This is a genomic window from Caulobacter sp. LjRoot300 (assembly GCF_964253875.1).
Taxonomy (GTDB): Bacteria; Pseudomonadota; Alphaproteobacteria; order Caulobacterales; family Caulobacteraceae; genus Caulobacter.
In genome coordinates this window covers 1,080,019-1,103,985 of the sequence record NZ_CAXUSA020000001.1, presented here as the reverse complement: position 1 = coordinate 1,103,985, position 23,967 = coordinate 1,080,019, and the positions used below count along the sequence as shown (strand labels likewise).

Genomic DNA, 23,967 nt, shown 5'->3' with positions numbered 1-23,967 from the left:
ATCCTAGCGCGTGCGGCCGGGCGCGCAATCTCGCAGACCGGTGATCTTCGAATTAGGCCGAAACCCGCAGCGCCCTGTCGGGGGCGGCGGTCATGGCGCGGTTGAGCGCGTCGACCAGGCCGGCGGCGGTCATCGGCTTGGACACCGAGCCGTCGAAGACCCCGCCGGGATTGCCGGGGCGGGCGTCGGCCGAGAAGGCAATGATCGGGGTCGCGGTGTTGGGGCCGCCGCCGTTGCGGATGCGCAGGGCGGCCTGGGCGCCGTCCAGGCGCGGCATGCGCAGGTCCATCAGGATGGCGTCGAACGGAGCCGCCGCGGCGGCCGCCACCCCTTCCTCGCCATCCACGGCCTCGGCGACCTCGGCCCCCAGGGCGGTGAGGATGGCGTTGACCAGCTCGCGGTTGGCGGGGTTGTCGTCGACGATCAGCACCCGGCAGGCGGGCGGCAGCGGCGGGATGGCGGCGTCGTGGGAGGGGCTGGCCTCGGCTCGAGCCGTCGACGGCGCGGCGATGTCGAAGCTGAAGCACGCCCCGTCGCCCGGCACGCTGACGACGCCGATGCGGCCGCCCATCGCCTCGACCAGGCCCTTGCAGATCGCCAGGCCCAGGCCGGTGCCGCCGTGCTTGCGGGTCAGGCCGGCGTCGACCTGGGAAAAGCGGCGGAACAGCAGGTCGACGGCCTCGGGCGCGATGCCCGGGCCGGTGTCGCGCACCGATACGCTCAGCCGCTCGGCGGCGTCGTCATAGGCGGCGGCGACGGTGATCGACCCCGCCTCGGTGAACTTCACCGCGTTGCCGATCAGGTTCAGCAGCACCTGACGCAGGCGACCGCCGTCGAGCAGCAGGTCGGCGGGCAGGGCGCCCAGGCCTTCGGCGCGCAGGGCCACGCCCCGGGCGTCGGTCTCCAGCGAGAACAGGCCCAGCGCCTCCTCGATCAGCGGGCCGGGCGCGACGGGCTCCAGCTTCAGCTCCAGCTGGCCGGCCTCGAGTTTCGAGAAGTCCAGGATGTCGTTGATGGTGGTCAGCAGGGCCTTGCCGCCGCTCAGCACACGGCCGATGAAGCGGCGCGCGTCGGGCGACAGATCCGCCTCGTCGTCCACCAGGCGGGCGAAGCCCAGCACCGAGGTCAGGGGCGTGCGCAGTTCGTGGCTCATATTGGCCAGGAACTCGCCCTTCACCGCGGCGGCGGCCTCGGCCGCGTTGCGGGCCTCGCGCAGCTGGCGCTCCATGGCCTTCTGCTCGGTGACGTCGCGGACGATGTCGGTGATGCCGAGAACCGCTCCGGTCAGCGGGTCGCGCTGCAGGCTGGGGCGGGATTCCAGCCAGATCATCTGGCCGTCCTTGCGGATCGCGCGATATTGGACGCGGCTGGGGCCGTTGTCGTCATGGGCGGCCATGTGGGCGATGTGTTCGATCACCACGGCGCGGACGGCCTCGCGGTCGTCCTCGTGCACGGTGGTCATGCCCTCGCGGCCGACCAGTTCCTCGGGCGCGTAACCCATCATCGCCACGCACGCCGGCGAGACGTACTGGATGACGCCCCGCAGGTTGCTGTGGACGATCATGTCCTGGGCGTCCTCGGCCAACTGGCGGAAGCGCGCCTCGCTGCGGAACACCGCGGCGTTGGCCTCGGTCATGCTCTGCAGCATCTGGCGCCGGCGCCGCTGGATCGAGGCCACGGGCAGGCTGATGAAGATCGCCACCGCCAGGAACAGCTGCAGCACGATCGCCTGGTCGGCCGAACCGGCCTGCAGCAGCGTGATGGGGCCTCGGCCGGCCATGGTGAAGATCACCGCCACGATCGCGACCAGGGTCGCGCTCAGCGCCGCGCCCAGCACCTCCAGCCGCCAGGCGACCAGCAGCATGACCGGCGGGATCATGAACAGCAGCGGCCGGTGCTGGGTGAAGACGCCGACGGTCACCGCCAGAAGCAGCAGCAGGCAGGCGACGCCGCTGGCCGACAGGGGGCGCTCGCGCAGGTAATGGCGCAGGCGGACCAGGGCCAACAGGCAGGGCGTGATGGTCATCAGGCCCAGGATGTCGCCCAGCGACCAGACGCCGATATTGGCCAGCAGCGCCCCGCCACGCATGGCCGTATGGATCGAGGCGGTCACCACCCCGGTGGCGATCGGGGCGGCCAGGCCGCAGATCAGGGCGAAGGCGACCATGTCCCGGGGCCGGCCCAGGTCGACCTCCTGGCCGACCACGCGGCGCATGCCCCAGGCGCAGACGAAGACCTGGATGATGTTGCAGCTGACCAGCACGATGTTGACCGTGACCAGGTCGTGGACGTGGGCGCCGGCCGCCAGTCCGCCGGCCAGGCATCCCAGCAGTACAGCCGGCCAGTGCCGGCCGCGGCACGACAGCAGGCAGGCCACGCCGAAGCCGTTGGACAGCCAGATCGGCGCCACCTGGCTGTAGTTGCGGGGGAATTCGACGCAGAGATAGGCCAGCAGGGCGTAGCCGACCGCCGCGATCACGGCCAGGGCCAGCGTCTTCAGGATGTCGCCACCGGTCCACTTCGAGATCGACCGGATCGAGGCGGGGGAGGTCGTCTCTGTCATCGCCCTGCTTTCGCGGGGCGCCCAGCTTCCGCTCGAGTCGGCGCCCCTGAAGCACGCATAGGCTGAAGGCCTTAAAGAACAGTGGCTTGGCGCGTCACTCTCTCAGGGCCTATGGAAAGTTGACGGTCTTGGGCCGAATTCCTCGTCCTTCGACAAACTCAGGATGAGGAATTCTACTCGGCCGCCCTACAAGTAGCCCTCATCCTGAGCCTGTCGAAGGACGAGGGCGGCGCACCGGCGCTAAACGCCTAATTGGCCACAGATCCTAGGACCCGAAACCCGCCGCCACGACCAGCCGCGCGACCTCGGCGATCACGGCGTTGCGGCCGTCGTCGGCCAGGGTGGAGCGGCTCAGATAGGCGGTGATCAGCAGGGGCGGGCGGCGCGATCCGCCAGCGCCGGTCGGCCAGATCACGGCGATGTCGTTGGTGGTCCCGACCTTGCCGTCGCCCCAGCTGCCGGTCTTGTCGCCGACCGTCCAGCCGGCGGGCAGGCCGGCCCGCAGGCGCTTGTCGCCAGTCTGGTTGGCCACCAGCCAGGCGACCAACTGCTGGCGCGAGGCCGTCGACAGCACCGGACCCAGGGTCAGGGCGCGCAGGGCGGCCAGCATGGCGGCGGGCGAGGTGGTGTCGTGGATTTCGCCGGGCCGGACGATGTTCAGGCCGGGCTCGTAGCCGTCCAGGCGGGTCACCTTGTCGCCCAGGCCGCGCAGGAAGGCGGTCAGGGCCGGCGGGCCGCCGAAGGTGTAGAGCAGCACATTGGCGGCGGCGTTGTCGCTGAGGGTGACCGTCGCCTCGCACAGCGCTCCGACCGTCATGCCCTCGTCGACGTGCTTCTCGGTGACCGGCGAATGGGCGACCAGCACGTTTCGGCCGTAGACGATCCGCCGATCCAGCCGCTCCAGGCCCTGGTCCACCCGCTTGAGCACCAGGCCCGCGACCAGGGCCTTGAAGGTGCTGCACATGGCGAAGCGCTCGTCGCCGCGATGGGCGAACGTCTTGCCGCTGGCGGTGTCCAGCACCGCCACGCCCAGCCGGCCGCCGCTGCGGGCCTCCAGGTCGGCCATACCCCGGCTAATGCCGCTAGTCAGCCGCGCCGTCGCGGTCGAGGCGGCGGGGCCGGCGATGGAAAGAGCGGGGACGGCGGAAAGGGCCGTTAACACTTGGCGTCGGTCGATCATCGGGTTCTCCATGGCCAGGAAGATGGGCCAGGCGTGACCCTGGGATCAAACGATGATACCTGGGCGCAAACCCTAGGAAAATTTGGGTGTCGAGATGAGTCGCGCGCAGCTTCCCCTGAACGCCCTGCGAGCCTTCGAGGCTTCGGCCCGGCACCTGTCCTTCACGCGGGCGGCCATCGAGCTGTGCGTGACCCAGGCCGCCGTCAGCCACCAGGTCAAGGGCCTGGAGCAGCGGCTGGGCGCCAGCCTGTTCCGCCGCCTGCCGCGCGGCCTGGCCCTGACCGACGAAGGCCTGGCCCTGCTGCCGACGGTGCGCGACAGCTTCGACCGGATGAGCGATGTGCTCGAGCGGTTCTCGGCCGGCCGGGTGATGGAGGTGCTCAGCGTCGGGGTGGTCGGCACCTTCGCCGTGGGCTGGCTGCTGCCGCGCCTGCCGGCCTTCCGCGAGGCCCATCCGTTCGTCGACCTGCGCCTGTTCACCAACAACAACCGCATCGACATCGCCGGCGAGGGGCTGGACTGCGCGGTGCGCTTCGGCGACGGCGCCTGGCACGGAACCCAGGCCGCGCCGCTGTTCGCCGCGCCGATGACGCCGCTGTGCGCGCCGCTGGTGGCCGAACGGCTGAAGTCGCCCGAGGCGCTGGGCGCCGAGGTCCTGCTGCGCAGCTACCGGGCCGACGACTGGCCCGACTGGTTCGCCGCCGCCGGCCTGGTCCCGCCGCCGATCCGCGGGCCGGTGTTCGACAGTTCCTGGGTGATGGTCGAGGCGGCGATGCAGGGAGTCGGCGTGGCCCTGGCCCCGTCGATGATGTTCGCCCGCGACCTGGAGCAGGGCCGGCTGGTGCGCCCGTTCGCCCTGGAGGTGGGGTCGGGGATGTACTGGCTGACCTGGCTGAAGTCGCGGACGGTCACCCCGGCGCTGGCGGCGTTCCGAGACTGGCTGGTGGAGCAGGCGACTTAGGACCGGGGACATGCACTTGTGCGTGTCCCCAATCGGGGGCGCGGTGCGAGCTTTGGGGACACGCACGAGTGCATGTCCCCAGCCTAGGCGATCATCTCCGGATCGTTTCGCCTCAGCCAGGCCGAGGCGTAGCTGCACAGAGGAACGATCTTCATCCCTTCGTTGCGGGCTGTTTCGGCGACCTTGCCCATCAGGCGGCCGGCCGCGCCGGTGCCGCGCAGCGCGGGATCGGCCTCGACGTGGGGGATGACCAGGCGTTGGCCGCTGCGCTGATAATCGGCGAAGGCGACCAGGCCGTCGACCTCCAGTTCGTAGCGGCTCTTGGCGGGGTTGTGGCTGAAGGCGTCGGTCATGAGTCGCATATAGGCTGGACGCCGCGCCGCGCCAGGCGTGTTAATGCTCTTGGGGGGCTAACGCGCGAGCGAGGTGGGCGATGCGGGTTCTGTTGGCGTTTGTGGCGTTCGGAACCCTCGCGGCCACGGCCGCCTGTGGCCAGAAGTCCGAAACCAAGGCGGCGGAAGGGCCCAAGGCGGCCGCCGCGTCCCCGGCTGCCGCGACGCCGCCCGCGGCGACAGGCTGGCCCAAACGCAAGCCGGGCTTGTGGACTCAGACCATGACCCTGAAGGAAGGCTTCACCCGCAGCTTCCGCTTCTGCGTCGATACCACCAGCGACGAGAAGATGGGGCTGGACAGCCAGGGCGACGACAAACGCTGCCAGCGCAAGTCGATGACACGCGGGGCCGACGGAAGCTGGACGGTCGTCTCGGCCTGCGACCTGGGCCCGGCCGGCAAGACCGACAGCACCATCCACGTAGCGGGCGATTTCGGCGCGCGCTACGTGATGGACATCACCAGCACGACGAGCGGCGCGGCCCAGCCGGCGATGAACGGCGAGCACAGGATGAGCATGACCGCTGAGTGGTCGGGCGCCTGCCCCGACGGCTGGAGCGGCGGCGACGTCGAGATGCCCGGCGGCCGGCGGATCAACCTGCTGACCAAGGCGGTCTCGGCAGGGTAGGGCGGGGATGAAGTTGGGAACAGGCCCATGGGCCTGTCCCCGTCCGTGTCCCCGGGTCGAAGGCCCTTAGACCAGCTCCACCGCCATCGCCGTCGCCTCGCCGCCGCCGATGCACAGGGAGGCCAGGCCCTTCTTGCCGCCGCGAGCCTGCAGGGCGGCGATCAGGGTGCAGAGGATGCGCGCGCCGCTGGCGCCGATCGGGTGGCCCAGGGCGCAGGCGCCGCCGTTGACGTTCAGCCGGTCCGGGTCGAAGCCCAGTTCCTGCTGGGCGATCATGGCGACCACGGCGAAGGCCTCGTTGACCTCGAACAGATCGACGTCGCCGACCGCCCAGCCGGCCTTCTTCAGCGCCTTGCGCATGGCCGGGACCGGGGCGGTGGTGAACAGGCCCGGCTCGTGGGCGTGGGCGGCATGGGCGACGACGCGGGCGACGATCGGCAGGCCCAGGCGCTGGGCGACGCTCTGGCGGGTCATGACCAGGGCGGCCGCGCCGTCGCTGATCGAGCTGGAATTGGCCGCGGTGATGCCGCCGTCTCGGGCGAAGGCCGGGCGCAGGGTGGGGATCTTGGCGGGGTCGGCCTTCAGCGGCTGCTCGTCCTGAGCGATCGTCTCGACGCCCTTGCGGGTGGTGACGGTCACCGGGGTGATCTCGGCGGCGAAGGCGCCCGAGGTGATGGCCTGCTGGGCCTTGGCCAGGCCGGCGATGGCATAGGCGTCCATGGCGTCGCGGCCGAACTGGTAGGTCGCCGCGCTGTCCTCGGCGAAGGCGCCCATCAGCTTGCCGGGGGTGTAGGCGTCCTCCAGGCCGTCCAGGTACATGGAGTCCCACATCTGGTCGTGGCCGATGCGGGCGCCCGCGCGGTGCTTGGTCAGCAGATAGGGCGCGTTGGTCATGCTCTCCATGCCGCCGGCCACGATGATTTCGGCGCTGCCGGCCGCCAGGGCGTCGTGGGCCATGATCGCCGCCTGCATGCCGCTGCCACACATCTTGTTGACCGTCGTCGCCTCGACCGACTTGGGCAGGCCGGCCCCGATCGCCGCCTGGCGGGCGGGGGCCTGGCCCAGGCCCGCGGGCAGGACGCAGCCCATGAAGATCTGCTCGACCTGATCGCCCGAGACGCCGGCCCGCTCGATCGCCGCCTTCACCGCCGTCGCCCCCAGCTCGGTGGCCTTGGCGCTGGCCAGCGCGCCCTGGAAGCCGCCCATCGGCGTGCGGGCGAACGAGACGATGACGATCGGATCGCCAGAAGACTTGAAGGCCTCGGACATGCTGGAGCTCCACCCATTTTGCGTTCTGGGAATTTCGCGGCGGAATAAACCCTCTTCGGCGCGGCGGGCGCAAGGGCGTTCCGCAAAGAGTGGGCGACGGAGGAATGCGGACATTCCCGCCGTCGCCGCGCAGTGCGCAACCGAGAGAGTCAATTGCTATAAAAAACCTACCTGCGTGGGTCTGCAAAAGCAACCCTTGCATTCCCCGGCGTAAGGCTTCAACTTCGTGTGATGGGCCGGACCGCCGACTACACCAATGAACGCTGCGCAATCGCCGCCACCCTCGAGGTCGTCGGCGATCCGTGGACCCTGCTGATCCTGCGCGACGCCTTCCAGGGCGTGAAGCGGTTCGAGCAGTGGCAGGAACGCCTGGGCGTGGCCCGCAACGTGCTGGCCGCCCGGCTCAAGAGCCTGGTGGCCCACGGGGTGCTGGAGCCGCGCCGCTATTCGGAACGCCCGCCGCGCCAGGAATATGTGCTGACGTCCAAGGGCCGGGCCCTGTCGCCAGTGCTGCTGACCATGGCCGAGTGGGGCGACCAGCACGTCTACGGCCTGGGCAAGGGGCCGGTGCACTTCGTCCACAAGACCTGCGGCTGCGACTTCCGTCCCAAGCTGGCCTGCGAGGCCTGCGGCCAGATCGTCGACGGCCGTGACCTGGGCCGGGTGGTGCACGAGGATCAGGCGCTGACGGTCGGCCAGGCTCTGGAGGCCTCGGCCAAGATCGCCGCCGAGTGAGCTTCCGCTTCCACGTCCATCGCGCCAAGCCGGCCTATCGGCTGGTGACGGCGGACGGGGCGGAATTTCCGGCCGGAGCCGATCCGGAAGACTGGCGCTTCACGCGAGTCCGCGCGCGGGCCGACACCAATCCCGACGTCGCCCGGCTGGTCGACGAGACCGGCCATTGCCTGTTCAAGATCGGCCTGGGCTTCGACGAGATCGTTTGATCCACAGCTTTTGACGAATATGTCGGAACCCCGACGCAAGCTCGGCGTTTTGAGCCGTCGAGCGCGTCGCGCTCAGGGCGGGGCGCCCAGGGTGCAGCGGGGTTGGCGTTGGTCGAAGCGACGGGGCGTGTGGGCGTGGTCGGCCCCGCCAGAAGCATAAGCAAGCGGATGTTGGACGTGCTGGGCGCGTTCCTCGTGCTGCTGTTCTTTCTTCCGATCGGCTTGGTGATGGTCATCGGCATCCGCTGCGCCCGGCGGGGGCCGATCTTCGTGCGCGAGGAGACCGTCGGGCTGCATGGCCGTGCGTTCGGCCGCTGGCGCCTGTACCGGCCGGCCGACGGCGGAAGCCTGTTCGACCAGGTGCTCTGGCGAGCGGGACTGGCCGACCTGCCGTCGGCCGTGAATGTCATGGACGGCGACATGTCGCTGATCGGTCCCCGGCCGCAGTCGCCCGGGCAGGACGCCTATCTGCGCCAGGGACGGCCGGACTATGCACGGCGCCTGGAGGCGCGGCCGGGCATGATCTGGCCGCGCGGCGAGGAGGGCGAACCGTCCTGGAGCGCCGAGCTGGACTATATCGCCCGATGGTCGGTGTTCGTCGATCTGAGGGTCGCCGCCCTCTATGCGGTCCAGGGCTTGTTCCGCGAGGAACAGGACCTGGATTAGATCGGCGACGCGATCAGCGCGCGATCATCGCCACGCCGACGATCAGGCTGGCCCACAGACCAAGATTGGCCAGGATCACGCTCAGCCGGGTCAGCGAGACGTGGCGTTCTTGGCGGTGCTTGTAAGTGTAGGCGGCGGTAGCCATGGTCCCTCAACTCCGAATTCTACAGTCGCGTCAAAAACTTGGCGCGGGCATACAGTAGATACGTATGCATGCCACAAAAGTTTCGTATGTCACTTGCTCAGGGGGAGATTTCTGGTTCCGAACGACGATTATTTTGCTGCGCGGCCTTGAGTGAACGTCAGTTTTTATCGGCGCCGTCAAATAATGGCCCAGCACACCGTCCCTAGGATGCTGAGTCGCGCCGATACGCGTCTGACGTGCGTCGGCGCGAGCCGGCGAAAAATCTTGGATCTGGCGCGTCGAGAGACCGTCGACCTGGGTCGGCGGCTAGAGCGCGGCGCGCTCGGTCGCGGCGATGAAGCCGCCGCCCAGCACCCGCTCGGGATCGGCGGGGTCGTAGAGCACGCAGGCCTGGCCGGGGGCGACGCCCTCTTCCAGCCCGTCGAACACCAGGCGCGGCTCGCCGTCCGCCAGGGCCAGGCGGCCAGGGACGGGTTCGCGGGTCGAGCGTACGCGGGCCAGCACCGGCGCGCCGGCGGCGGCGGCGGCTTCCAGGCTGTCCTCGGCCCCCAGCCAGTTGCCTTCCTTCAGCGACAGGGCCTGGGTCAGCAGGGCCTCGCGCGGCCCGACGATCACCTGGCGCTTGTCGGCGTCGATGCGGACCACGAACAGCGGGTCGCCGACCGCGACATTGAGGCCGCGGCGCTGGCCGATGGTGTAGCGGGTCACGCCCTCGTGGCGACCCAGCACGCGACCGTCCAGGTGCACCATGTCGCCGGGCAAGGCGCCCTGCGGCCGGATGCGGTCGATCACCGTGGTGTACTTGCCCTCGGGCACGAAGCAGATGTCCTGGCTGTCGGGCTTGTCGGCGATGGCCAGGCCCAGCTCGGCGGCGACCTGGCGCACGGTCGGCTTGTCCATCCCGCCCAGCGGGAAGCGCAGGAAGTCCAACTGCTCGGCCGTGGTGGCGAACAGGAAATAGCTCTGATCCTTGGCCGGGTCGGCGGCGCGGCGCAGTTGCGGCCGGTTGCCGCCGCCCATTCCTTGCTTAGAAGGAGCCGGCATGGCGCGCTGCACGTAATGGCCGGTGGCCATGGCCTCGGCGCCGAGGTCGCGGGCCACGTCCAGCAGGTCGCGGAACTTGACGGTCTGGTTGCAGCGTACGCAGGGGATCGGGGTCTCGCCGCGCAGATAGGCGTCGGCGAAGTCCTCGATCACCTGTTCCTTGAAGCGGCTTTCGTAGTCGAGCACGTAGTGCGGGATGCCGATCCGCTCGGCCGCCATGCGGGCGTCCAGGATGTCCTGGCCCGCGCAGCAGGCGCCCTTGCGCGAGATCGCCGCGCCATGGTCGTAGAGCTGCAGGGTGACGCCCACGACGTCGTAGCCGGCCTTGGCCAGCAGGGCGGCGGTGACGGTGGAGTCCACGCCCCCGGACATCGCCGCCACGATCCGCGTCCCGACCGGCAGGCCGACGGCCGCGCGCGCCTGCTCGACCGCGCGATCGAGAGCGGTGGCGGCAGGGGCGGTGTCGATCGGGGCGAGGATAGCGTCCATCGCGCGCATATAGCGGTTCGGAGCCGGTTTTGCGAGGTTGCGGGTGTCGCGGGCGGGGACAGGCGCATGCGCCTGTCCCCAAACCTGCCTACCTCAGCACGTTCAGCAGCGACGAGTTCTGCAGGGACGCGAACACCTGGGCCGAGGCCTGGACGGCCAGCTTGGCCGACTCCAGCCGGGTGACCGCCTCGGCCATGTCGACGTCGGTGATGCCGCCGACCATGGTGGTCAGGGTGTCGGCCTGGTCCGACAGTTCGGTCTTGGCGGTGTCGAAGCGCTTCTGGTTCAGGCCGTTCTGGGCCTGGGCGGTGACCAGCCCGGTCTTGACCCCGTCGAACACGGGCAGCAGGCCCTTGAGGAAGTCGCTCTGGGCCTGGGTCAGCTTGCCGGTGAACGGGCCGTTGGCGTCGACATAGGCCTGGACCTGCTTGAAAGCGCCATAGACGCCCGTGCCCAGCTTGTCGGCCAGCTGGCCGGTGGCGACCGAGGTGGTGTCGTCGACGCGGTTGCTGGTGATGTACTGGTCGTTCTTGAACAGGGTGGCGATCGGCGGGCCCGCGGTCAGGTCGGCCATGCTGGTGGCGGTGGTCGGCTGGGTGTCGGACTTGGCCCCGGCGAACACGTAGCGGCCGTTGAACTTGCTGTTGAGGCCCTGGACCACGTCGCCGAACGCGCCGTTCATCTGCTGCATCAGGGTCTCGGCGCTGCCGGCCGCGATGGCGTTGGCGATGGCGTCGCGGGCGTCCTGGGTGGCGTCCGAGACCTGGCCGATGCCGATGTCCTGGACGTCCAGGCGGTTGGAGACCAGGGTCGTCTGGTCCAGGAAGCCGGCCACCTTGGCCTGGGCGCTCTTCATCGCCGTCAGGACCTCGGCGTTCTTGGCGTAGCCCTTGAGGTCGGTGGCGTTCTTCTGGCTGGAGACCTGTTCGCCGGCGACGTTCTGCAGCACCTGGGCGCGCATCAGGTTGCTGGTCATCACGCCGAAATTGCCGGAGGTGGAGACGCGGGTCATGGCTTAACCTCAAACGATATTGGTGAGGACATCGAACATGTCCTTCGTCGCCTGGATCAGGCGGGCCGAAGCGTTGAACGCCTGCTGGTAGGTGGTCAGGTTGACCAGTTCCTCGTCGAGATTGACGCCTTCCTGCGACTGGCGCTGGGCGTCGACCTCGGTCTTGACGGAGTCGGCCGCTTCCTTGCGGCTGGTGGCGGCGGCGGCCTTGCGGGCGATCGAGCCGCTGAAGTCCGCGCCGTAGTTCAGCACGGTCTTGCTGGAACCGGCGGTGTCGCCGGCGGTGGCGAAGGCGGCGGCGACATCGCCGGCCTTGGCCAGGGCCAGCGCGCCGCGACCGTCGCCTGTCGCCAGGGCCGGGACGCCGGCCGCCACGGTCAGGTCCAGCTTGGCGAACGGCAGCTTGGAGGGATCGGCGTCCATGGCCGGATCCACCTTGAACAGGCCGCCGCGCGTGCTGCGCTCGCTCATGCCGACGCCGAACAGCTGGCTCAGCGACGGACCGCCGACGCCGCGCTGGGTGGTGTCCTCGACCACCGACAGGCTGACCGGGGTGGCGGTGTTGGAGGTGAAGGTCAGCTCGCCCTTCGAGCCCAGCGAGAAAGAGCCATAGAGGCCGATGCCGGAATTGCGCGAGTTCAGGGCGTCGATGGTTTCCTGCATCGTGCCGGTCCCGGTCGGGATGGCCACCTGGATGTCGCGGATGCGGCTGCCTTCGCTGTCGGTCAGGCGCAGGGTGATGGTCTGGCCGGGCGTGAAGCCGCTGGGATCGCTGGCGACCATGCCGGTCTCGTAGGGCGAGTAGCCGTCCGAGCGGATGATGTCGTTGAGGCCGAAGAACTGGCTGAAGCCCTTGCCGGCCTTGGTCGAGGGCGTGGTGGCGTCGTCGACGATGGCGACGCCGTTGGTCGAGCTCGTGGTGTTCAGGCTCAGCTGGCCGTTGGTGAAGGCCGCCGTCGCCGTGCCGCCCAGGGCGGTGTTCAGCTGGGTCAGGAAATTGGTGTTGGTGAAGGTCGGGCCGGCCGCACCGTTGACGGTCATCGTTCCGGCGCCGAAGTCGACATCGACGCGCTGGACGATGGCGCCGGCGGCGTTGGTGATGGCGATCGTCGTCTTGCCGGTGAAGTTGGCGAAGGCGGTGTTGGCGTCCAGGCCCGTGTCCTTGCCGGTCATGCTGCTTGGCGCGGGCACCGAACTGGCGGCGTTGGAGGCTCGGTTCAGCTCCTCGGCGGCGCGGCTGACGAACTCGCCCAGCTGGTCGGAGAGGTTGGGCAGCTCCTTGTTGCGCAGCTCCAGCAGGCCCTGGATCTCGCCATTGGTGACCGCCAGCGGCATGACCTGGCCGCCGCTGTTGGCGGTGACGACGGTGAGGTAGCCGTTGGCCGGGCCCGACTGGTTGTAGGTGACGGTGGCGGGGCCGTTGCCGGCCAGGGTCACGCCCTCGGCCGAGCGCACCATGACGCCGCCGTTGGAGCGGTCGCTGACCTGGATGTTCATGTAGGTCGACAGCTCGTTGATCAGTCCGCTCTGGACGTTCTCCGAGCCGGTGCCGTCGGCGCCCGCCATCTTGGCGCGGGTGATGTCGACGTTCAGGGCGTCGATCTGCTTGAGCAGGTCGTTGACGCGGTCGACGTCGGCGCCGATGCGGTTGTCGGTGTCCTTGATCTGGCTCGACAGCGATGAGGTGATGCGCTTGCTCTCGCCGAGGAAGTCCTCGACCTTGGTGATGGCGCTGCTGCGCAGCAGGGTCGAGGACGGGTCGTCCGCGGCCATGGAGAAGGCGGCGTAGACGTCGTCCAGGGTCGCGAAGAAGTTGGTCTTGGCGCTGGGGTCGCCGAACAGCTTCTGGGCGTTGTCCATCGCGGTGGCGACCGCGCTGGCGCGGCCGGCGTCGGAGGCGCCGTTCAGGCTGGCGGCGGCCATGAACTTGTCGGTGGCGCGCTTGATGGCGTCGATGTTGACGCCCACGCCCATGCCGTTCGACACCAGGTTGGACTGGGCGATCGTCTTGCGGACATAGCCGGCGGTGTTGATGTTGGCGATGTTGTCGGAAACGACGCGCAGGCCCGTCTGGGCCGCCATCATCCCCGAGGTCGCCACGTTCAAGATGGTGTTCAACGACATGGTCTATTCTCCGGCCTGCTCGGCAAACCACGAACGGCGCAACGCGACCTTGCCCGGCGAAAACTGCCGGGCGTTGTGGGGTTCGACCCCTTCGGCGATGTGCAAGCCATTGAAAATCATGGCAATTCGTTCCTGGCGTCGAGCGAGCGACGCAAAGCCATGCGCAAGGACGGCGCCAACCGCGGGTGGGGCGCGACGACGCGGCAAGCCTGGCCCTTTCCGCTCGGTTCAGCCCGGCAAAAAGCGCCGTGGTCGGCCTATCCGAAGGTGTGAATGCAAGATTAATATCAACTGAAACAACGACTTACTTCTAGATTTCGAGTTGGCCCGGCGGTTGCTCAGGGAAGTCCGGATCAAGGCGTCTCCTCTTCGGGCCGCCATCCTCCGTGGACCTCATCGACGCATGACCGCGATCGCCGCCCCCGCTTCCGTCCTGCCTTCGGCCCCGGCTCCCGCCAGCGGCTATGACAAGGACGCGGCCGAAGGCTTCGGCGCGCTGCTGGCCCAGGCCGGAAGCGCCGGCGCCTCGGACGACAAGGCCTCCACGCGGGACGTTCGCGACGCTGGCAAGGCCTCGGACAAGGCGGCCGACCGGGCCCAGGACAAGAAGACGTCCGACACCAAGGCCGCCGACCGCGCCGCCGACGCCAAGGCCGACAAGGTCGCGGACGCCGCAGACAAGGCCGCCGATCCCAAGACCCCGATCAAGCTCGCCGACGGCCGGGCGACCGACAAGGCTTCGGACGCCAAGCCGGCCCAAGGCAAGACGGACGACAAGACCGATAGCAAGGACCAGGCCGCCGTCGCCGCTGACGGGCAGGTCGCCGATGCGACCGCCGGCCAGGCCGACGCCGCCGCCCTGGCCGCGGCCGCCCTGATCGCCGCCATGCAGGCGCCAGCCGTTGAGACGCCCAAGCCGGCGACGGACGCCGCCGCGACCGCTCAGACGGTCCAGGCCGCCCAGGCCGTCACGACAGAGACCTCCTCCGCGGCCGTCGCCCAGGACGGGCAAGCCGAGGCGCTGGCCCTGCCGGCCGAGGCCCTGGCGACCGACGCCGCCGAAGCCGCCCCGGCCCTGACGGCGCCGCCGACCGCCTCGGTCGCCGAGCTCGCGGCCATCGCGGCCGCCGCCAAATCCAAGACATCTTCGACGGCGCCGACCGCCAAGGCCGACGCCGCCACGCTCGCGCCGACCACGACGCCCGCCGTCCCGACCGCCCAGGCCGCCGTCGCCGCGATCGCCGCCCCGGCCGCCGACCCCGCCGAACCCGCGCCCGCCCAGGCCGCCGCCGCCCAGGCCGCCGCGCCGGAAGTCGCCTCCGTCACCGGCAAGGTGGTCAAGGCCGCCGAGCCGAAGACGACCGCCTCCACCACGGCGAGCGCCGTCGCGGCCGCCGTGGCCGACGCCGTCGCCGAACCGGGCCATGGCCCGGTCGCCGCCGCGGCCCATGCCGCGACGACGGGCGAGGGCGCGACGGGCGACGGCGCCCAGGACCACGCCAACGCCCAGGGCTCGCCGCTGAAGGACGCCGCGCCGGTGGCGGCCGCCGCCGACGCTCCAGCCGCCGCCCCGGCCTTCGTCGCGCCGGGCACGGCCGCCGCCCCGGCCCCCATTGTCGCCGCCCAGCTGCCGCCCAGGGCCGGCCCGGAGACCGTCAACCACCTGACGACCGAGATCGCCAGCAAGGCGGTGGTCGGCAAGACCAGCCGCTTCGACGTCGTGCTGCAGCCCGAAGGCCTGGGCCGCGTCGACGTGCGCATCGAGATCGCCAAGGACGGCAAGCTGACCGCCGCTCTGAACTTCGACAATCCGGCCGCCGCCGCCGACCTGCGCGGCAAGTCCGGCGAACTGCGCCAGGCCCTGGCGGCCGCCGGCTTCAACGTCGCCGACAACGCCCTGAGCTTCGACAGTTCGAGCCAGAACCAGGGCGGCCAGGGCCAGAACGCCTTCTTCAACTTCCAGGACGGCGAGAACGGCCGTCAGGCTTTCCAAGGCCGCGCCTTCCGATCGGCGCTGGGCGAGGAAATCCCCACCCTGTCCCCGTCCGCCCTGCTGCCCGGCCTGCGCGTCGCCGACAGCAGCGGCGTCGACGTCAGAATCTAGGAGAGCCCGCCATGGTCACGGCCACCAACGCCACCGGCAACGCCACCACCGACAAGATCAACAACTCGCGGAACTCGCTCGCCAACAACGAGCAGACGTTCCTGAAGCTGCTGACCACCCAGCTGAAGAACCAGGACCCCCTGGCGCCCACCGACACGACCCAGATGACCAGCCAGATCACCCAGATGACCGGCGTCGAGCAGCAGCTGGTCACCAACGACCTGCTGACGGCCCTGGTGGGCATGAACACCAGCGGCGGCATTAGCGAGGGCGTCAACCTGATGGGCAAGCAGGTCACCGCCGAGACCGACAAGTCGGTGCTCAAGAGCGGCGAGGCGACCTGGAGCTACACCCAGAGCCGCGCGGGCACGGGTGTGAAGATCGAGGTCCTGGACAAGTTCGACAAGGTGATCGCCACCGTCCTGCCCGACGACATGTCGAGCGGCGACCACACCTTCAAGTGGGACGGCAAGAGCGCCGACGGCGTCAAGCAGCCCGACGGCGGCGAATACACGATCAAGGTGACCGCCACCGACGCGGCGGGCACGAAGATTCCGACCACGGCGAAGGGGCGCATCGACGGCGTCGTCACCAAGGTCACCAACGAAAGCGGCGTCAACATGGTCTGGATCGGCGAAACCAAGGTGCCGCTCGACTCCGTGATCGGCGTCACCAACCCCACCACGACGACCACGTAACGGCCGTCACCACTCGATGAACGGGCGTCAGAACGACGCCGTCGCGGTCTCCCCCCGGCGCCTCGCCGGATCCCGAGACCCAAACGCAAACCGCGCTGAACCTCGAACCCATCCGTTTTTGAACTTCATCGCAGGATCGCAGTCATGAGCATCAACAGCGCCATGCTGGCCGGGGTTTCCGGCCTGATCTCCAACTCGTCGGCCCTGGCCGCGATTTCGGACAACATCGCCAACGTCAACACGGTCGGCTACAAGCGCAGCTCGGCCAACTTCTCGACCCTGGTCACAGCCCAGAGCAAGAACGCCACCTACAGCGCCGGCGGCGTCAAGGCCCAGACCCACCAGTTCGTCAGCCAGCAGGGCCTGACCCAGGCCACGACCTCGAACCTGGACCTGTCGATCGCCGGCTCGGGCTTCTTCGTCGGCACCGAGAAGCCGGAAGGCCTGACCGCCACCGACACCCGCTCGTTCACCCGCGCCGGCTCGTTCCAGCTCGACAACCTGGGCTATCTGAAGAACGACGCCGGCCTCTATCTGCAGGGCTGGCTGGCCGACCCGGTGACCGGCACCATCACGCCCGACCCGTCGGACCTGACCCAGCTGTCGTCGATCAACGTCGGCACCGTGGGCGGCACCGCCGAGAAGACCACCCGCGTCGGCGTCAACGCCAACCTGCGCTCGGAACAGCCCGTGTCGGCCGCGGCCAACGCCACCGTCACCAAAACCGCCGTGGTCGAAGCGCCGGTCTCGTCGCCGGCCGTGGACTACAAGGTCTCGTACAGCCCGACGGGCAACGGCAACGAATACGCCGTTTCGATCAGCCGCGCCGGCGCGGTGTTCTCCACGGGCGTGGCTACCTACAACCCGGCCACCGGCGCGCTGACCGGCTACCTGCCCACCGGCTCGGCGGGTCCGCCCAGCACCACCACCGTCACCGACGGCGCCCACACCGTGAACCTCTCGGCCCTGGGTCTGGACACCAAGGCCCAGGCCGTCTCCAGCGGCGCCTACGACCCGGCGACCCGCTCGATGTCGGACTACGCCGAGGACAACACCACGGGCGTCAAGCCGGACTTCGAGATCCAGATCCCGGTCTCGGACTCCAAGGGCGGTCAGCGCACGGTCACCCTGTCGCTGCTGAAGGGCCCGGGTCCGAACGAATGGTTCGCCGAACTGCGCGCCAAGCCGGGCGACCTGGACAACAACACCAACGGTCAGATCGCCAGCGGCAAGGTGACCTTCACCACCGACGGCAAGCTGGCCTCGGTCGGCAACCTGTTCGGCGGGATCACCCCGACCGCGATCAGCATCGGCGCGTCCGACCCGCTGGCGACCGGCACGGCGCCGCGCTGGGCCGACGGCCTGGGCATCGACGCCCAGACCCTGCAGGTCGATCTGGCCAGCGCGGCCGGCGGTCTGACCCAGTTCAACAGCCAGTCGGTGGTCCAGTCGGTCAACACCAACGGCACGGCCTTCGGCAACCTGACCAACATCGAGGTCGACGACCAGGGCTATGTCTCGGCGATCTTCGACAACGGCGTGACCCGCCGCATCGCACAGGTTGCGATCGCCACGTTCTCGAACCCCAACGGATTGAAGGGGGTGAACGGAAATGCATATCGCGTCACCAACGAAAGCGGCACCTATAGCTTGAAGACTCCAGGTGGCGGCGGCGCGGGCTCGATTGCTCCGTCCACGCTGGAAGCTTCGACCGTCGACTTGTCGACGGAGTTCACCGGGCTGATCACGACACAGAGAGCCTATTCGGCTTCGTCGAAGATCATCACCACCGCTGACCAGATGCTAGAAGAGCTTCTGAGCATTAAACGGTAATTACAGGTCTTAACTGACCTTAATTGCCCTGTGTCACATTGATACATCACGGGAGTAAGGGGAAGGTATCGTGTTTCAGCCTTTCTTTACTATTGGAATTAAGCGCCTGTTATTTCCCGGCGTCTATATTCCTCTCCAACAGTGATGGTTGTGGGAAAGGCGTAAAGCCATGTTGCAGCAGCAGCGCACGAACAGCCGGGGTGAGAAGTACGTGATCGGTCCGACCGGCGCGCCGCTGACTCTCTCCGACTTGCCGCCTCCGGAAACCCAGCGTTGGGTGATCCGGCGCAAGGCCGAAGTGGTGGCCGCCGTTCGCGGTGGTCTCCTCTCGCTCGACGAGGCGTGCGATCGGTACAAGTTGACCAACGAGGAGTTCCTCGCCTGGCAACAATCGATCGACCGTCACGGCCTGGCGGGTCTGCGGACCACGCGCCTTCAGCAGTACCGCTAGTCGGCGGGCTCGGAAGTCCAAGGCGTACAGGGGTTTCGGCCCCTTGGCGACCCTGTCGAACAGTTCAGCGGCCGCGCCCCCCAGGGGCGCGGCCGCGACCTTTTGGCGCCCCCGAGTCCCCCTTGGAGGGGGCCTTTGTAAACGACCCGTTTACCTTGCACTGGGTAAATCCTGCCTAGCGACGGCGTGCTCCGGCGCGCGGCGGCTGGCGTTCCCTTCGGGAGCGCCGTTCAGGGGTAGGGCGTAGGTTGGATAAGTTCCTCAGCGCGATTCAAAGGTTCGGCGTCGGCCGGCTGGCCGCCCTGATCGGCGTCGTCGTCGGCGCCATCGCCGTGATCGCCGCCGTGATGATGATGATGAGCAAGCAGCCCAACGAGCTGCTGCTGTCCAATGTCGACCCCAAGGAATCCGCCGCCGCCACCCAGGCGCTCGACACCGCCGGCATCAAGTACGAGACCAAGAGCGACGGTTCGACGATCTATGTCGCCCGCGACAAGGTCAACGCCGCCCGACAGCTGATCTTCACCAAGGGCCTGGTGACCTCCGGATCGGTCGGCTACGAGATCTTCGACACCGGCAACGCGCTGGGCCAGACCGACTTCGTCCAGCAGCTGAACCGCCAGCGCGCCCTGCAGGGCGAGCTGGAGCGCACCATCCAGGGCTGGGACGGCGTGCGCGCCGCCCGCGTCCACCTGGTGATCCCCAAGCGCCAGCTGTTCGAGGAAGACGCCGAGAAGCCGACCGCCGCCGTCACCATCAGCACCGGCCGCGAGCCGTCGGCCGACATGGTCCGCGCCGTCCAGAACCTGGTGGCCGGTTCGGTCGCCGGCATGAAGCCGGACGCCGTCAACGTCATCGACCAGCACGGCAAGACCCTGTCGGCCGGCAACGACGAGAGCCTGGCCGGCAAGCTGGCCCAGGACGCCAAGAGCGAGGCCGAGGGCCGCATCGCCAAGACGGTCAAGGACATGATCGACGGCGTGCTCGGCCCGGGCAAGGCGCGCGTCAACGTCACCGCCGACCTCGACCTGAACCGCGTCACCACCCAGGAGCGCAAGTTCGACCCGGACGGCCAGGTCATCCGCTCGGAAAGCACCAACGCCAACAATTCCAGCGAGACCAAGAACGACGACACCGGCGGCGTCACCTCGACCCAGAACATCCCGGGCCAGACCCCGAACGGCTTCCAGCCGCTGGGCTCCAAGCAGGACAGCAACGAGAGCGTCACCAACTACGAGATCTCGGAAAGCACCAGGACCACGGTCCAGGAGCCGGGCGCGGTCCGCAAGGTGGCCATCGCCGTGGCGGTCGACGGCATCACCGCCCCTCCGGGCAAGGACGGCAAGCCGGGCGCCTACACCCCCCGCACCGCCGCCGAGATGGCCCAGCTGGAGCAACTGGTGAAGACCGCCGTCGGCTTCGACCAGGCCCGCGGCGACCAGGTCTCGGTCGTCAATGTCCGCTTCCCGCAGCCCGAGGACCAGGGCCTGGGCAAGGCCGGCCTGATGGACGGCATGGACAAGAACGACCTGATGCGCATCGCCGAACTGGCCGTGCTGGCGGTCGTGGCCCTGCTGATCCTGCTGTTCGCGGTCCGTCCGTTCCTGAAGAGCCTGATGAGCCCGCCGCCGACCCCGCTGGGCCTGGCCCTGAACGGCCCGCAGGTGACCCGCATGGTCACCCTGTCGGACGGCTCGACCCAGGAAGTGATCGTCGACCAGACGGGCGAGCCCATCGCCATCGCCGGTCCCGGCGACATGGACCAGCGCATCGACATCGCCAAGATCGAAGGCCAGGTGAAGGCCTCGTCGATCAAGCGGGTCTCGGAGTTCGTCGACAAGCACCCCGACGAGTCCGTCGCGATCCTCCGCTCCTGGCTGCACGAGTCGGAGTAGGCGATGAAGACCTCCGTCAACGACGTCAAGAAGCTGGCCGGTCCCGAGAAGGCCGCGATCGTGCTGCTCGCCCTCGGCGAAGAGCACACCGCGATCTGGGAAGCCCTGGACGACGAGGAAATCAAGGAAGTCTCCCAGGCCATGGCCGGCCTGGGCACGGTCTCGGCCTCGGTGGTGGAAGAGCTGCTGGTCGAGTTCGTCTCGGGCATGAGCTCGACCGGCGCGATCATGGGCTCCTACGAGCAGACCCAGCGCCTACTGTCGGCCTTCATGCCGCCGGAGAAGGTCGACCAGCTGATGGAGGAGATCCGCGGTCCCGCGGGTCGAACCATGTGGGACAAGCTGGGCAACGTGAACGAGGCGGTGCTCGCCAACTATCTGAAGAACGAATATCCGCAGACCGTCGCGGTGGTGCTGTCGAAGGTGAAGTCCGACCACGCCGCGCGCGTGCTGGCCTCGCTGCCGGAGGACTTCGCCCTGGAATGCGTCACCCGCATGCTGCGGATGGAGCCGGTGCAGCGCGAGATCCTCGACAAGATCGAGCAGACCCTGCGCACCGAATTCATGTCGAACCTGGCGCGCACCTCCAAGCGCGACAGCCACGAGATGATGGCCGAGATCTTCAACAACTTCGACCGCCAGACCGAGGCCCGGTTCATCGCGGCGCTGGAAGAGCGCAACCGCGAGGCCGCCGAGCGCATCCGCGCCCTGATGTTCGTGTTCGAGGATCTCAGCAAGCTCGACCCGGGCGGCGTCCAGACCCTGCTGCGCGCCACCGGCAAGGAACAGCTGGCCCTGGCCCTGAAGGGCGCCTCGGACAAGCTGCGCGAAATGTTCTTCTCGAACATGTCGGAGCGCGCCTCGAAGATCATGCGCGAGGACATGGAAAGCATGGGCCCGGTCCGCCTGAAGGACGTCGACCAGGCCCAGGTCGCCATGGTGCAGGTCGCCAAGGACCTGGCCGCCAAGGGCGAGATCATGCTGGCCGGCGCCGGCGCCGAAGACGAACTGATCTACTAGGGGGATGGCTGAATGACCGACATCGCCCACAAGCGCTTCACCTTCGACACCGTGTTCGACGACCACGGCGGCATGACCGCGCCGCCGCGGGTGAAGAAGAACTTCACGCTGGAAGAGCTGGAAGAGGCCAAGGCCCAGGCCTATGCCGCCGGCGAGCAGTCGGCCGTCGCCCAGGCCGAGCGCGAGGCCGCCCTGGCCCTCAATACCGTCGGCCAGGCGATCCACAGCGCCTTCTCGACCCTGGCCGCCGTCGCCCACGAGCACCGCGAGGGCTCGGCGATGCTGGCCCTGGCCTGCGGCCGGGCTATCGCCGACGCCGCCCTGGACCAGTTCCCCGAGGCCCCGACCCAGGCGGCCCTGGTCGCCCTGGCCCGCGAGGTGGAGGCCAGCCCCAAGCTGACCGTCCGCGTCGCCCCGCATCTGGTCGAGCGCACCCAGGCCGCCCTGGAGCAGACCGCCCAGGCCATCGGCTTCCCCGGCCAGATCATCGCCCGGGCCGACGCCGTGCCGCCCGCCGCCTTCCTCCTCGACTGGGGCGACGGGCGCGCGGCCTTCGATCCCGCCGACGCGGCCGCCCGCGTCACCCAAGCCCTCGAAGCCGCCATCGCGGCCGAGGGTCTCCACGCCGAACCTCTTGCGCCTAGCGAAGGCTGACCGCCATGTCTGAAGACAACCTCACCCTCGACGAATTCGGCGGCAGCATGCTGGCCTCCGAAATGCCGGTCGAACTCAGCGACAAGATCGCGTCCGACCTGGCGCCGGTCTTCGACGTGCCGGTCAACATCTCGGCCGTGCTGGGCCGCGCCCACATGTCGGTGGCGCAGCTGCTGCAGCTGCAGGCCGGCAGCATCCTCGAACTGGACCGCAAGGTCGGCGAGGCGATCGACATCTATGTGAACAACCGCCTGGTGGCCCGTGGCGAGGTCGTCGTCGTCGACGAGCGCCTGGGCGTGACCATGACGGAAATCATCAAGGACGGCGACGCCGCCGGCTGACGCCTGGCGCCGCCGAGCACCGCTTAAACAGTTGAACTGCCGGGGCACGAAGGCCCCAACGGAGAGAAAACGATGCGCCTCCTGGTCGTCGGAAAACTGAACGGACAGCTCTCGGTCGCCGTGAAGATGGCGATGAACACCGGGGCCAAGGTCTCGCACGTGGAGACCACGGAAGCGGCGACCCACGCGCTGCGGGCCGGGCAGGGGGCCGACCTGCTGATGGTCGAGTACACGCTCGACATCGCCGGCCTGATCGCAGCCAACGAGTCCGAGCGGATCCGGGTGCCGGTGGTGGCCTGTGGCGTCGACGCCGACCCGATGCGGGCCGCCGCGGCGATCAAGGCCGGGGCCAAGGAATTCATCCCGCTGCCGCCGGACGCCGAGCTGATCGCCGCGGTCCTGGCCGCCGTCACCGACGACAACCGCCCGATGATCGTCCGCGATCCGGCCATGGAAGGCGTCATCCGCCTGGCCGACCAGGTGGCGCCGTCCGAGGCCTCGATCCTGATCACCGGCGAAAGCGGCTCGGGCAAGGAGGTCATGGCCCGCTACGTCCACGCCAAGTCGCGCCGGGCCAAGGCGCCGTTCATCAGCGTCAACTGCGCCGCCATCCCCGAGAACCTGCTGGAAAGCGAGCTGTTCGGCCACGAGAAGGGCGCCTTCACCGGCGCCGTGGCCCGCCGGGTCGGCAAGTTCGAGGAAGCCAACGGCGGCACCCTGCTGCTGGACGAAATCAGCGAGATGGACGCCCGCCTGCAGGCCAAGCTGCTGCGCGCCATCCAGGAACGCGAGATCGACCGGGTCGGCGGCTCCAAGCCGGTCAAGGTCGACATCCGCATCCTGGCCACCTCCAACCGCGACCTGGCCGCGGCGGTGAAGGACGGCACGTTCCGCGAGGATCTGCTCTACCGCCTGAACGTCGTCAACCTGCGCCTGCCGCCGCTGCGCGAGCGCCCGGGCGACGTGATCACCCTGTGCGAGCACTTCGTGAAGAAGTACTCGGCCGCCAACGGCGTCGCCGAAAAGCCGATCTCGGCCGAGGCCAAGCGCCGGCTGATCGCCCACCGCTGGCCGGGCAACGTCCGCGAGCTGGAGAACGCCATGCACCGCGCGGTGCTGCTGTCGCCGGGCGCGGAGATCGAGGAGTTCGCCATCCGTCTGCCCGACGGCCAGCCCCTGTCCCCCGCCCCGGACGTCGCGGTGGCTCGCGGCGCCCAGATGGCCGCCGACGCCGTGTCGCGCACCTTCGTCGGCTCGACCGTGGCCGAGGTCGAGCAGCACCTGATCATCGAGACCCTGGAGCACTGCCTGGGCAACCGCACCCACGCGGCCAACATCCTGGGGATCTCGATCCGCACCCTGCGCAACAAGCTGAAGGAATATTCCGACGCCGGCGTGTCGGTGCCGCCGCCGCAGGGCGGGGTGGCCGCCGCCTGAGGACCGTGAACCCCGTTCGGGCGCCGCGACCATCGGTCCGGCGCCCAACATAGCTAATTTCGATTAAGACCCCTGGCGACTTCGCGCAAATCGCTCCACTCGCCAAAGCTGGGCAACAG

Annotated in this window: 22 protein-coding genes; 14 read left to right on the top strand and 8 right to left on the bottom strand. The window is 69.0% G+C overall.

Going from position 1 to position 23,967, the window contains the following annotated elements; all coding sequences use genetic code 11:
• Positions 1–52: 52 nt before the first annotated feature.
• Positions 53–2,563, bottom strand: coding sequence for an MASE1 domain-containing protein (locus ACSQ2G_RS05100; protein ID WP_436028811.1), 2,511 nt, complete (start codon positions 2,561–2,563; stop codon positions 53–55).
• A gap of 265 nt (positions 2,564–2,828) precedes the next feature.
• Positions 2,829–3,743 carry a class A beta-lactamase gene (gene bla / locus ACSQ2G_RS05095; protein WP_436028809.1) on the bottom strand — a complete coding sequence of 305 codons (915 nt, stop codon included), beginning with the start codon at positions 3,741–3,743 and terminating at the stop codon, positions 2,829–2,831.
• A gap of 94 nt (positions 3,744–3,837) precedes the next feature.
• On the opposite strand from bla, the gene ACSQ2G_RS05090 reads away from it, so the two are divergent.
• Positions 3,838–4,704: a LysR substrate-binding domain-containing protein gene (locus tag ACSQ2G_RS05090; protein WP_436028807.1), complete on the top strand. Its 867-nt coding sequence runs from the start codon at positions 3,838–3,840 to the stop codon at positions 4,702–4,704.
• Between the two features lie 83 nt (positions 4,705–4,787).
• Here ACSQ2G_RS05090 and ACSQ2G_RS05085 read toward each other — a convergent pair whose 3' ends face one another.
• Positions 4,788–5,057 (bottom strand): GNAT family N-acetyltransferase, encoded by a 270-nt coding sequence (locus ACSQ2G_RS05085; protein WP_436028805.1) that lies wholly within the window; start codon positions 5,055–5,057, stop codon positions 4,788–4,790.
• Positions 5,058–5,137: 80 nt separating this feature from the next.
• Here ACSQ2G_RS05085 and ACSQ2G_RS05080 point away from each other — a divergent pair, with 80 nt between their 5' ends.
• Positions 5,138–5,722 (top strand): DUF3617 domain-containing protein, encoded by a 585-nt coding sequence (locus ACSQ2G_RS05080; protein WP_436028803.1) that lies wholly within the window; start codon positions 5,138–5,140, stop codon positions 5,720–5,722.
• Positions 5,723–5,788: 66 nt separating this feature from the next.
• Here the strand turns inward: ACSQ2G_RS05080 and ACSQ2G_RS05075 are convergent, their stop codons facing one another.
• Positions 5,789–6,991, bottom strand: coding sequence for an acetyl-CoA C-acyltransferase (locus tag ACSQ2G_RS05075; protein ID WP_436028801.1), 1,203 nt, complete (start codon positions 6,989–6,991; stop codon positions 5,789–5,791).
• Between the two features lie 231 nt (positions 6,992–7,222).
• Between ACSQ2G_RS05075 and ACSQ2G_RS05070 the strand changes: the two genes are divergently transcribed.
• The 3 genes from ACSQ2G_RS05070 (at position 7,223) to ACSQ2G_RS05060 (ending at position 8,601) form a co-directional block, all read left to right on the top strand.
• Positions 7,223–7,726, top strand: coding sequence for a winged helix-turn-helix transcriptional regulator (locus tag ACSQ2G_RS05070; protein WP_436028799.1), 504 nt, complete (start codon positions 7,223–7,225; stop codon positions 7,724–7,726).
• Positions 7,723–7,935 carry a hypothetical protein gene (locus tag ACSQ2G_RS05065; protein ID WP_436028797.1) on the top strand — a complete coding sequence of 71 codons (213 nt, stop codon included), beginning with the start codon at positions 7,723–7,725 and terminating at the stop codon, positions 7,933–7,935. Before ACSQ2G_RS05070 ends, ACSQ2G_RS05065 begins: the two co-directional genes overlap by 4 nt.
• A gap of 168 nt (positions 7,936–8,103) precedes the next feature.
• On the top strand, positions 8,104–8,601 hold the full coding sequence (locus ACSQ2G_RS05060; RefSeq protein ID WP_436028795.1) for a sugar transferase: 498 nt from the start codon (positions 8,104–8,106) through the stop codon (positions 8,599–8,601).
• Between the two features lie 13 nt (positions 8,602–8,614).
• Here ACSQ2G_RS05060 and ACSQ2G_RS05055 read toward each other — a convergent pair whose 3' ends face one another.
• The 4 genes from ACSQ2G_RS05055 to flgK all read right to left on the bottom strand — a co-directional run bounded on the left by ACSQ2G_RS05055 (position 8,615) and on the right by flgK (position 13,415).
• Positions 8,615–8,746, bottom strand: a complete 132-nt coding sequence (locus ACSQ2G_RS05055) for a hypothetical protein (RefSeq protein WP_436028793.1) — start codon at positions 8,744–8,746, stop codon at positions 8,615–8,617.
• Positions 8,747–9,052: 306 nt separating this feature from the next.
• Positions 9,053–10,279 carry a tRNA 2-thiouridine(34) synthase MnmA gene (mnmA, locus tag ACSQ2G_RS05050; RefSeq protein ID WP_436028791.1) on the bottom strand — a complete coding sequence of 409 codons (1,227 nt, stop codon included), beginning with the start codon at positions 10,277–10,279 and terminating at the stop codon, positions 9,053–9,055.
• 88 nt (positions 10,280–10,367) lie between these two features.
• On the bottom strand, positions 10,368–11,291 hold the full coding sequence (locus tag ACSQ2G_RS05045) for a flagellin (RefSeq protein WP_436028789.1): 924 nt from the start codon (positions 11,289–11,291) through the stop codon (positions 10,368–10,370).
• Between the two features lie 9 nt (positions 11,292–11,300).
• Complete coding sequence (gene flgK / locus ACSQ2G_RS05040; RefSeq protein ID WP_436028787.1) at positions 11,301–13,415, bottom strand: flagellar hook-associated protein FlgK; 2,115 nt, start codon at positions 13,413–13,415, stop codon at positions 11,301–11,303.
• Positions 13,416–13,818: 403 nt separating this feature from the next.
• On the opposite strand from flgK, the gene ACSQ2G_RS05035 reads away from it, so the two are divergent.
• The 9 genes from ACSQ2G_RS05035 (at position 13,819) to flbD (ending at position 23,848) form a co-directional block, all read left to right on the top strand.
• Positions 13,819–15,519: a flagellar hook-length control protein FliK gene (locus ACSQ2G_RS05035; RefSeq protein ID WP_436028786.1), complete on the top strand. Its 1,701-nt coding sequence runs from the start codon at positions 13,819–13,821 to the stop codon at positions 15,517–15,519.
• Between the two features lie 11 nt (positions 15,520–15,530).
• Entirely contained in the window at positions 15,531–16,217 is a 687-nt protein-coding gene (locus ACSQ2G_RS05030; RefSeq protein WP_436028784.1) for a flagellar hook assembly protein FlgD, read from the top strand.
• A gap of 144 nt (positions 16,218–16,361) precedes the next feature.
• Entirely contained in the window at positions 16,362–18,050 is a 1,689-nt protein-coding gene (gene flgE / locus ACSQ2G_RS05025; RefSeq protein ID WP_436028782.1) for a flagellar hook protein FlgE, read from the top strand.
• A gap of 169 nt (positions 18,051–18,219) precedes the next feature.
• Complete coding sequence (gene sciP, locus ACSQ2G_RS05020; RefSeq protein WP_007675208.1) at positions 18,220–18,501, top strand: CtrA inhibitor SciP; 282 nt, start codon at positions 18,220–18,222, stop codon at positions 18,499–18,501.
• Positions 18,502–18,749: 248 nt separating this feature from the next.
• Positions 18,750–20,396 (top strand): flagellar basal-body MS-ring/collar protein FliF, encoded by a 1,647-nt coding sequence (gene fliF / locus ACSQ2G_RS05015; protein WP_436028781.1) that lies wholly within the window; start codon positions 18,750–18,752, stop codon positions 20,394–20,396.
• A 3-nt stretch (positions 20,397–20,399) separates the two neighbouring features.
• The gene (gene fliG / locus ACSQ2G_RS05010; protein WP_018061390.1) at positions 20,400–21,416 is read left to right on the top strand and encodes a flagellar motor switch protein FliG; all 1,017 of its coding nucleotides are present in this window, start codon (positions 20,400–20,402) and stop codon (positions 21,414–21,416) included.
• Between the two features lie 12 nt (positions 21,417–21,428).
• On the top strand, positions 21,429–22,070 hold the full coding sequence (locus ACSQ2G_RS05005; RefSeq protein WP_436028779.1) for a flagellar assembly protein FliH: 642 nt from the start codon (positions 21,429–21,431) through the stop codon (positions 22,068–22,070).
• Positions 22,071–22,075: 5 nt separating this feature from the next.
• The gene (gene fliN, locus ACSQ2G_RS05000; protein WP_028039304.1) at positions 22,076–22,411 is read left to right on the top strand and encodes a flagellar motor switch protein FliN; all 336 of its coding nucleotides are present in this window, start codon (positions 22,076–22,078) and stop codon (positions 22,409–22,411) included.
• A gap of 72 nt (positions 22,412–22,483) precedes the next feature.
• Positions 22,484–23,848 carry a sigma-54-dependent transcriptional regulator FlbD gene (gene flbD / locus ACSQ2G_RS04995; RefSeq protein WP_436028776.1) on the top strand — a complete coding sequence of 455 codons (1,365 nt, stop codon included), beginning with the start codon at positions 22,484–22,486 and terminating at the stop codon, positions 23,846–23,848.
• Positions 23,849–23,967: the final 119 nt, after the last annotated feature.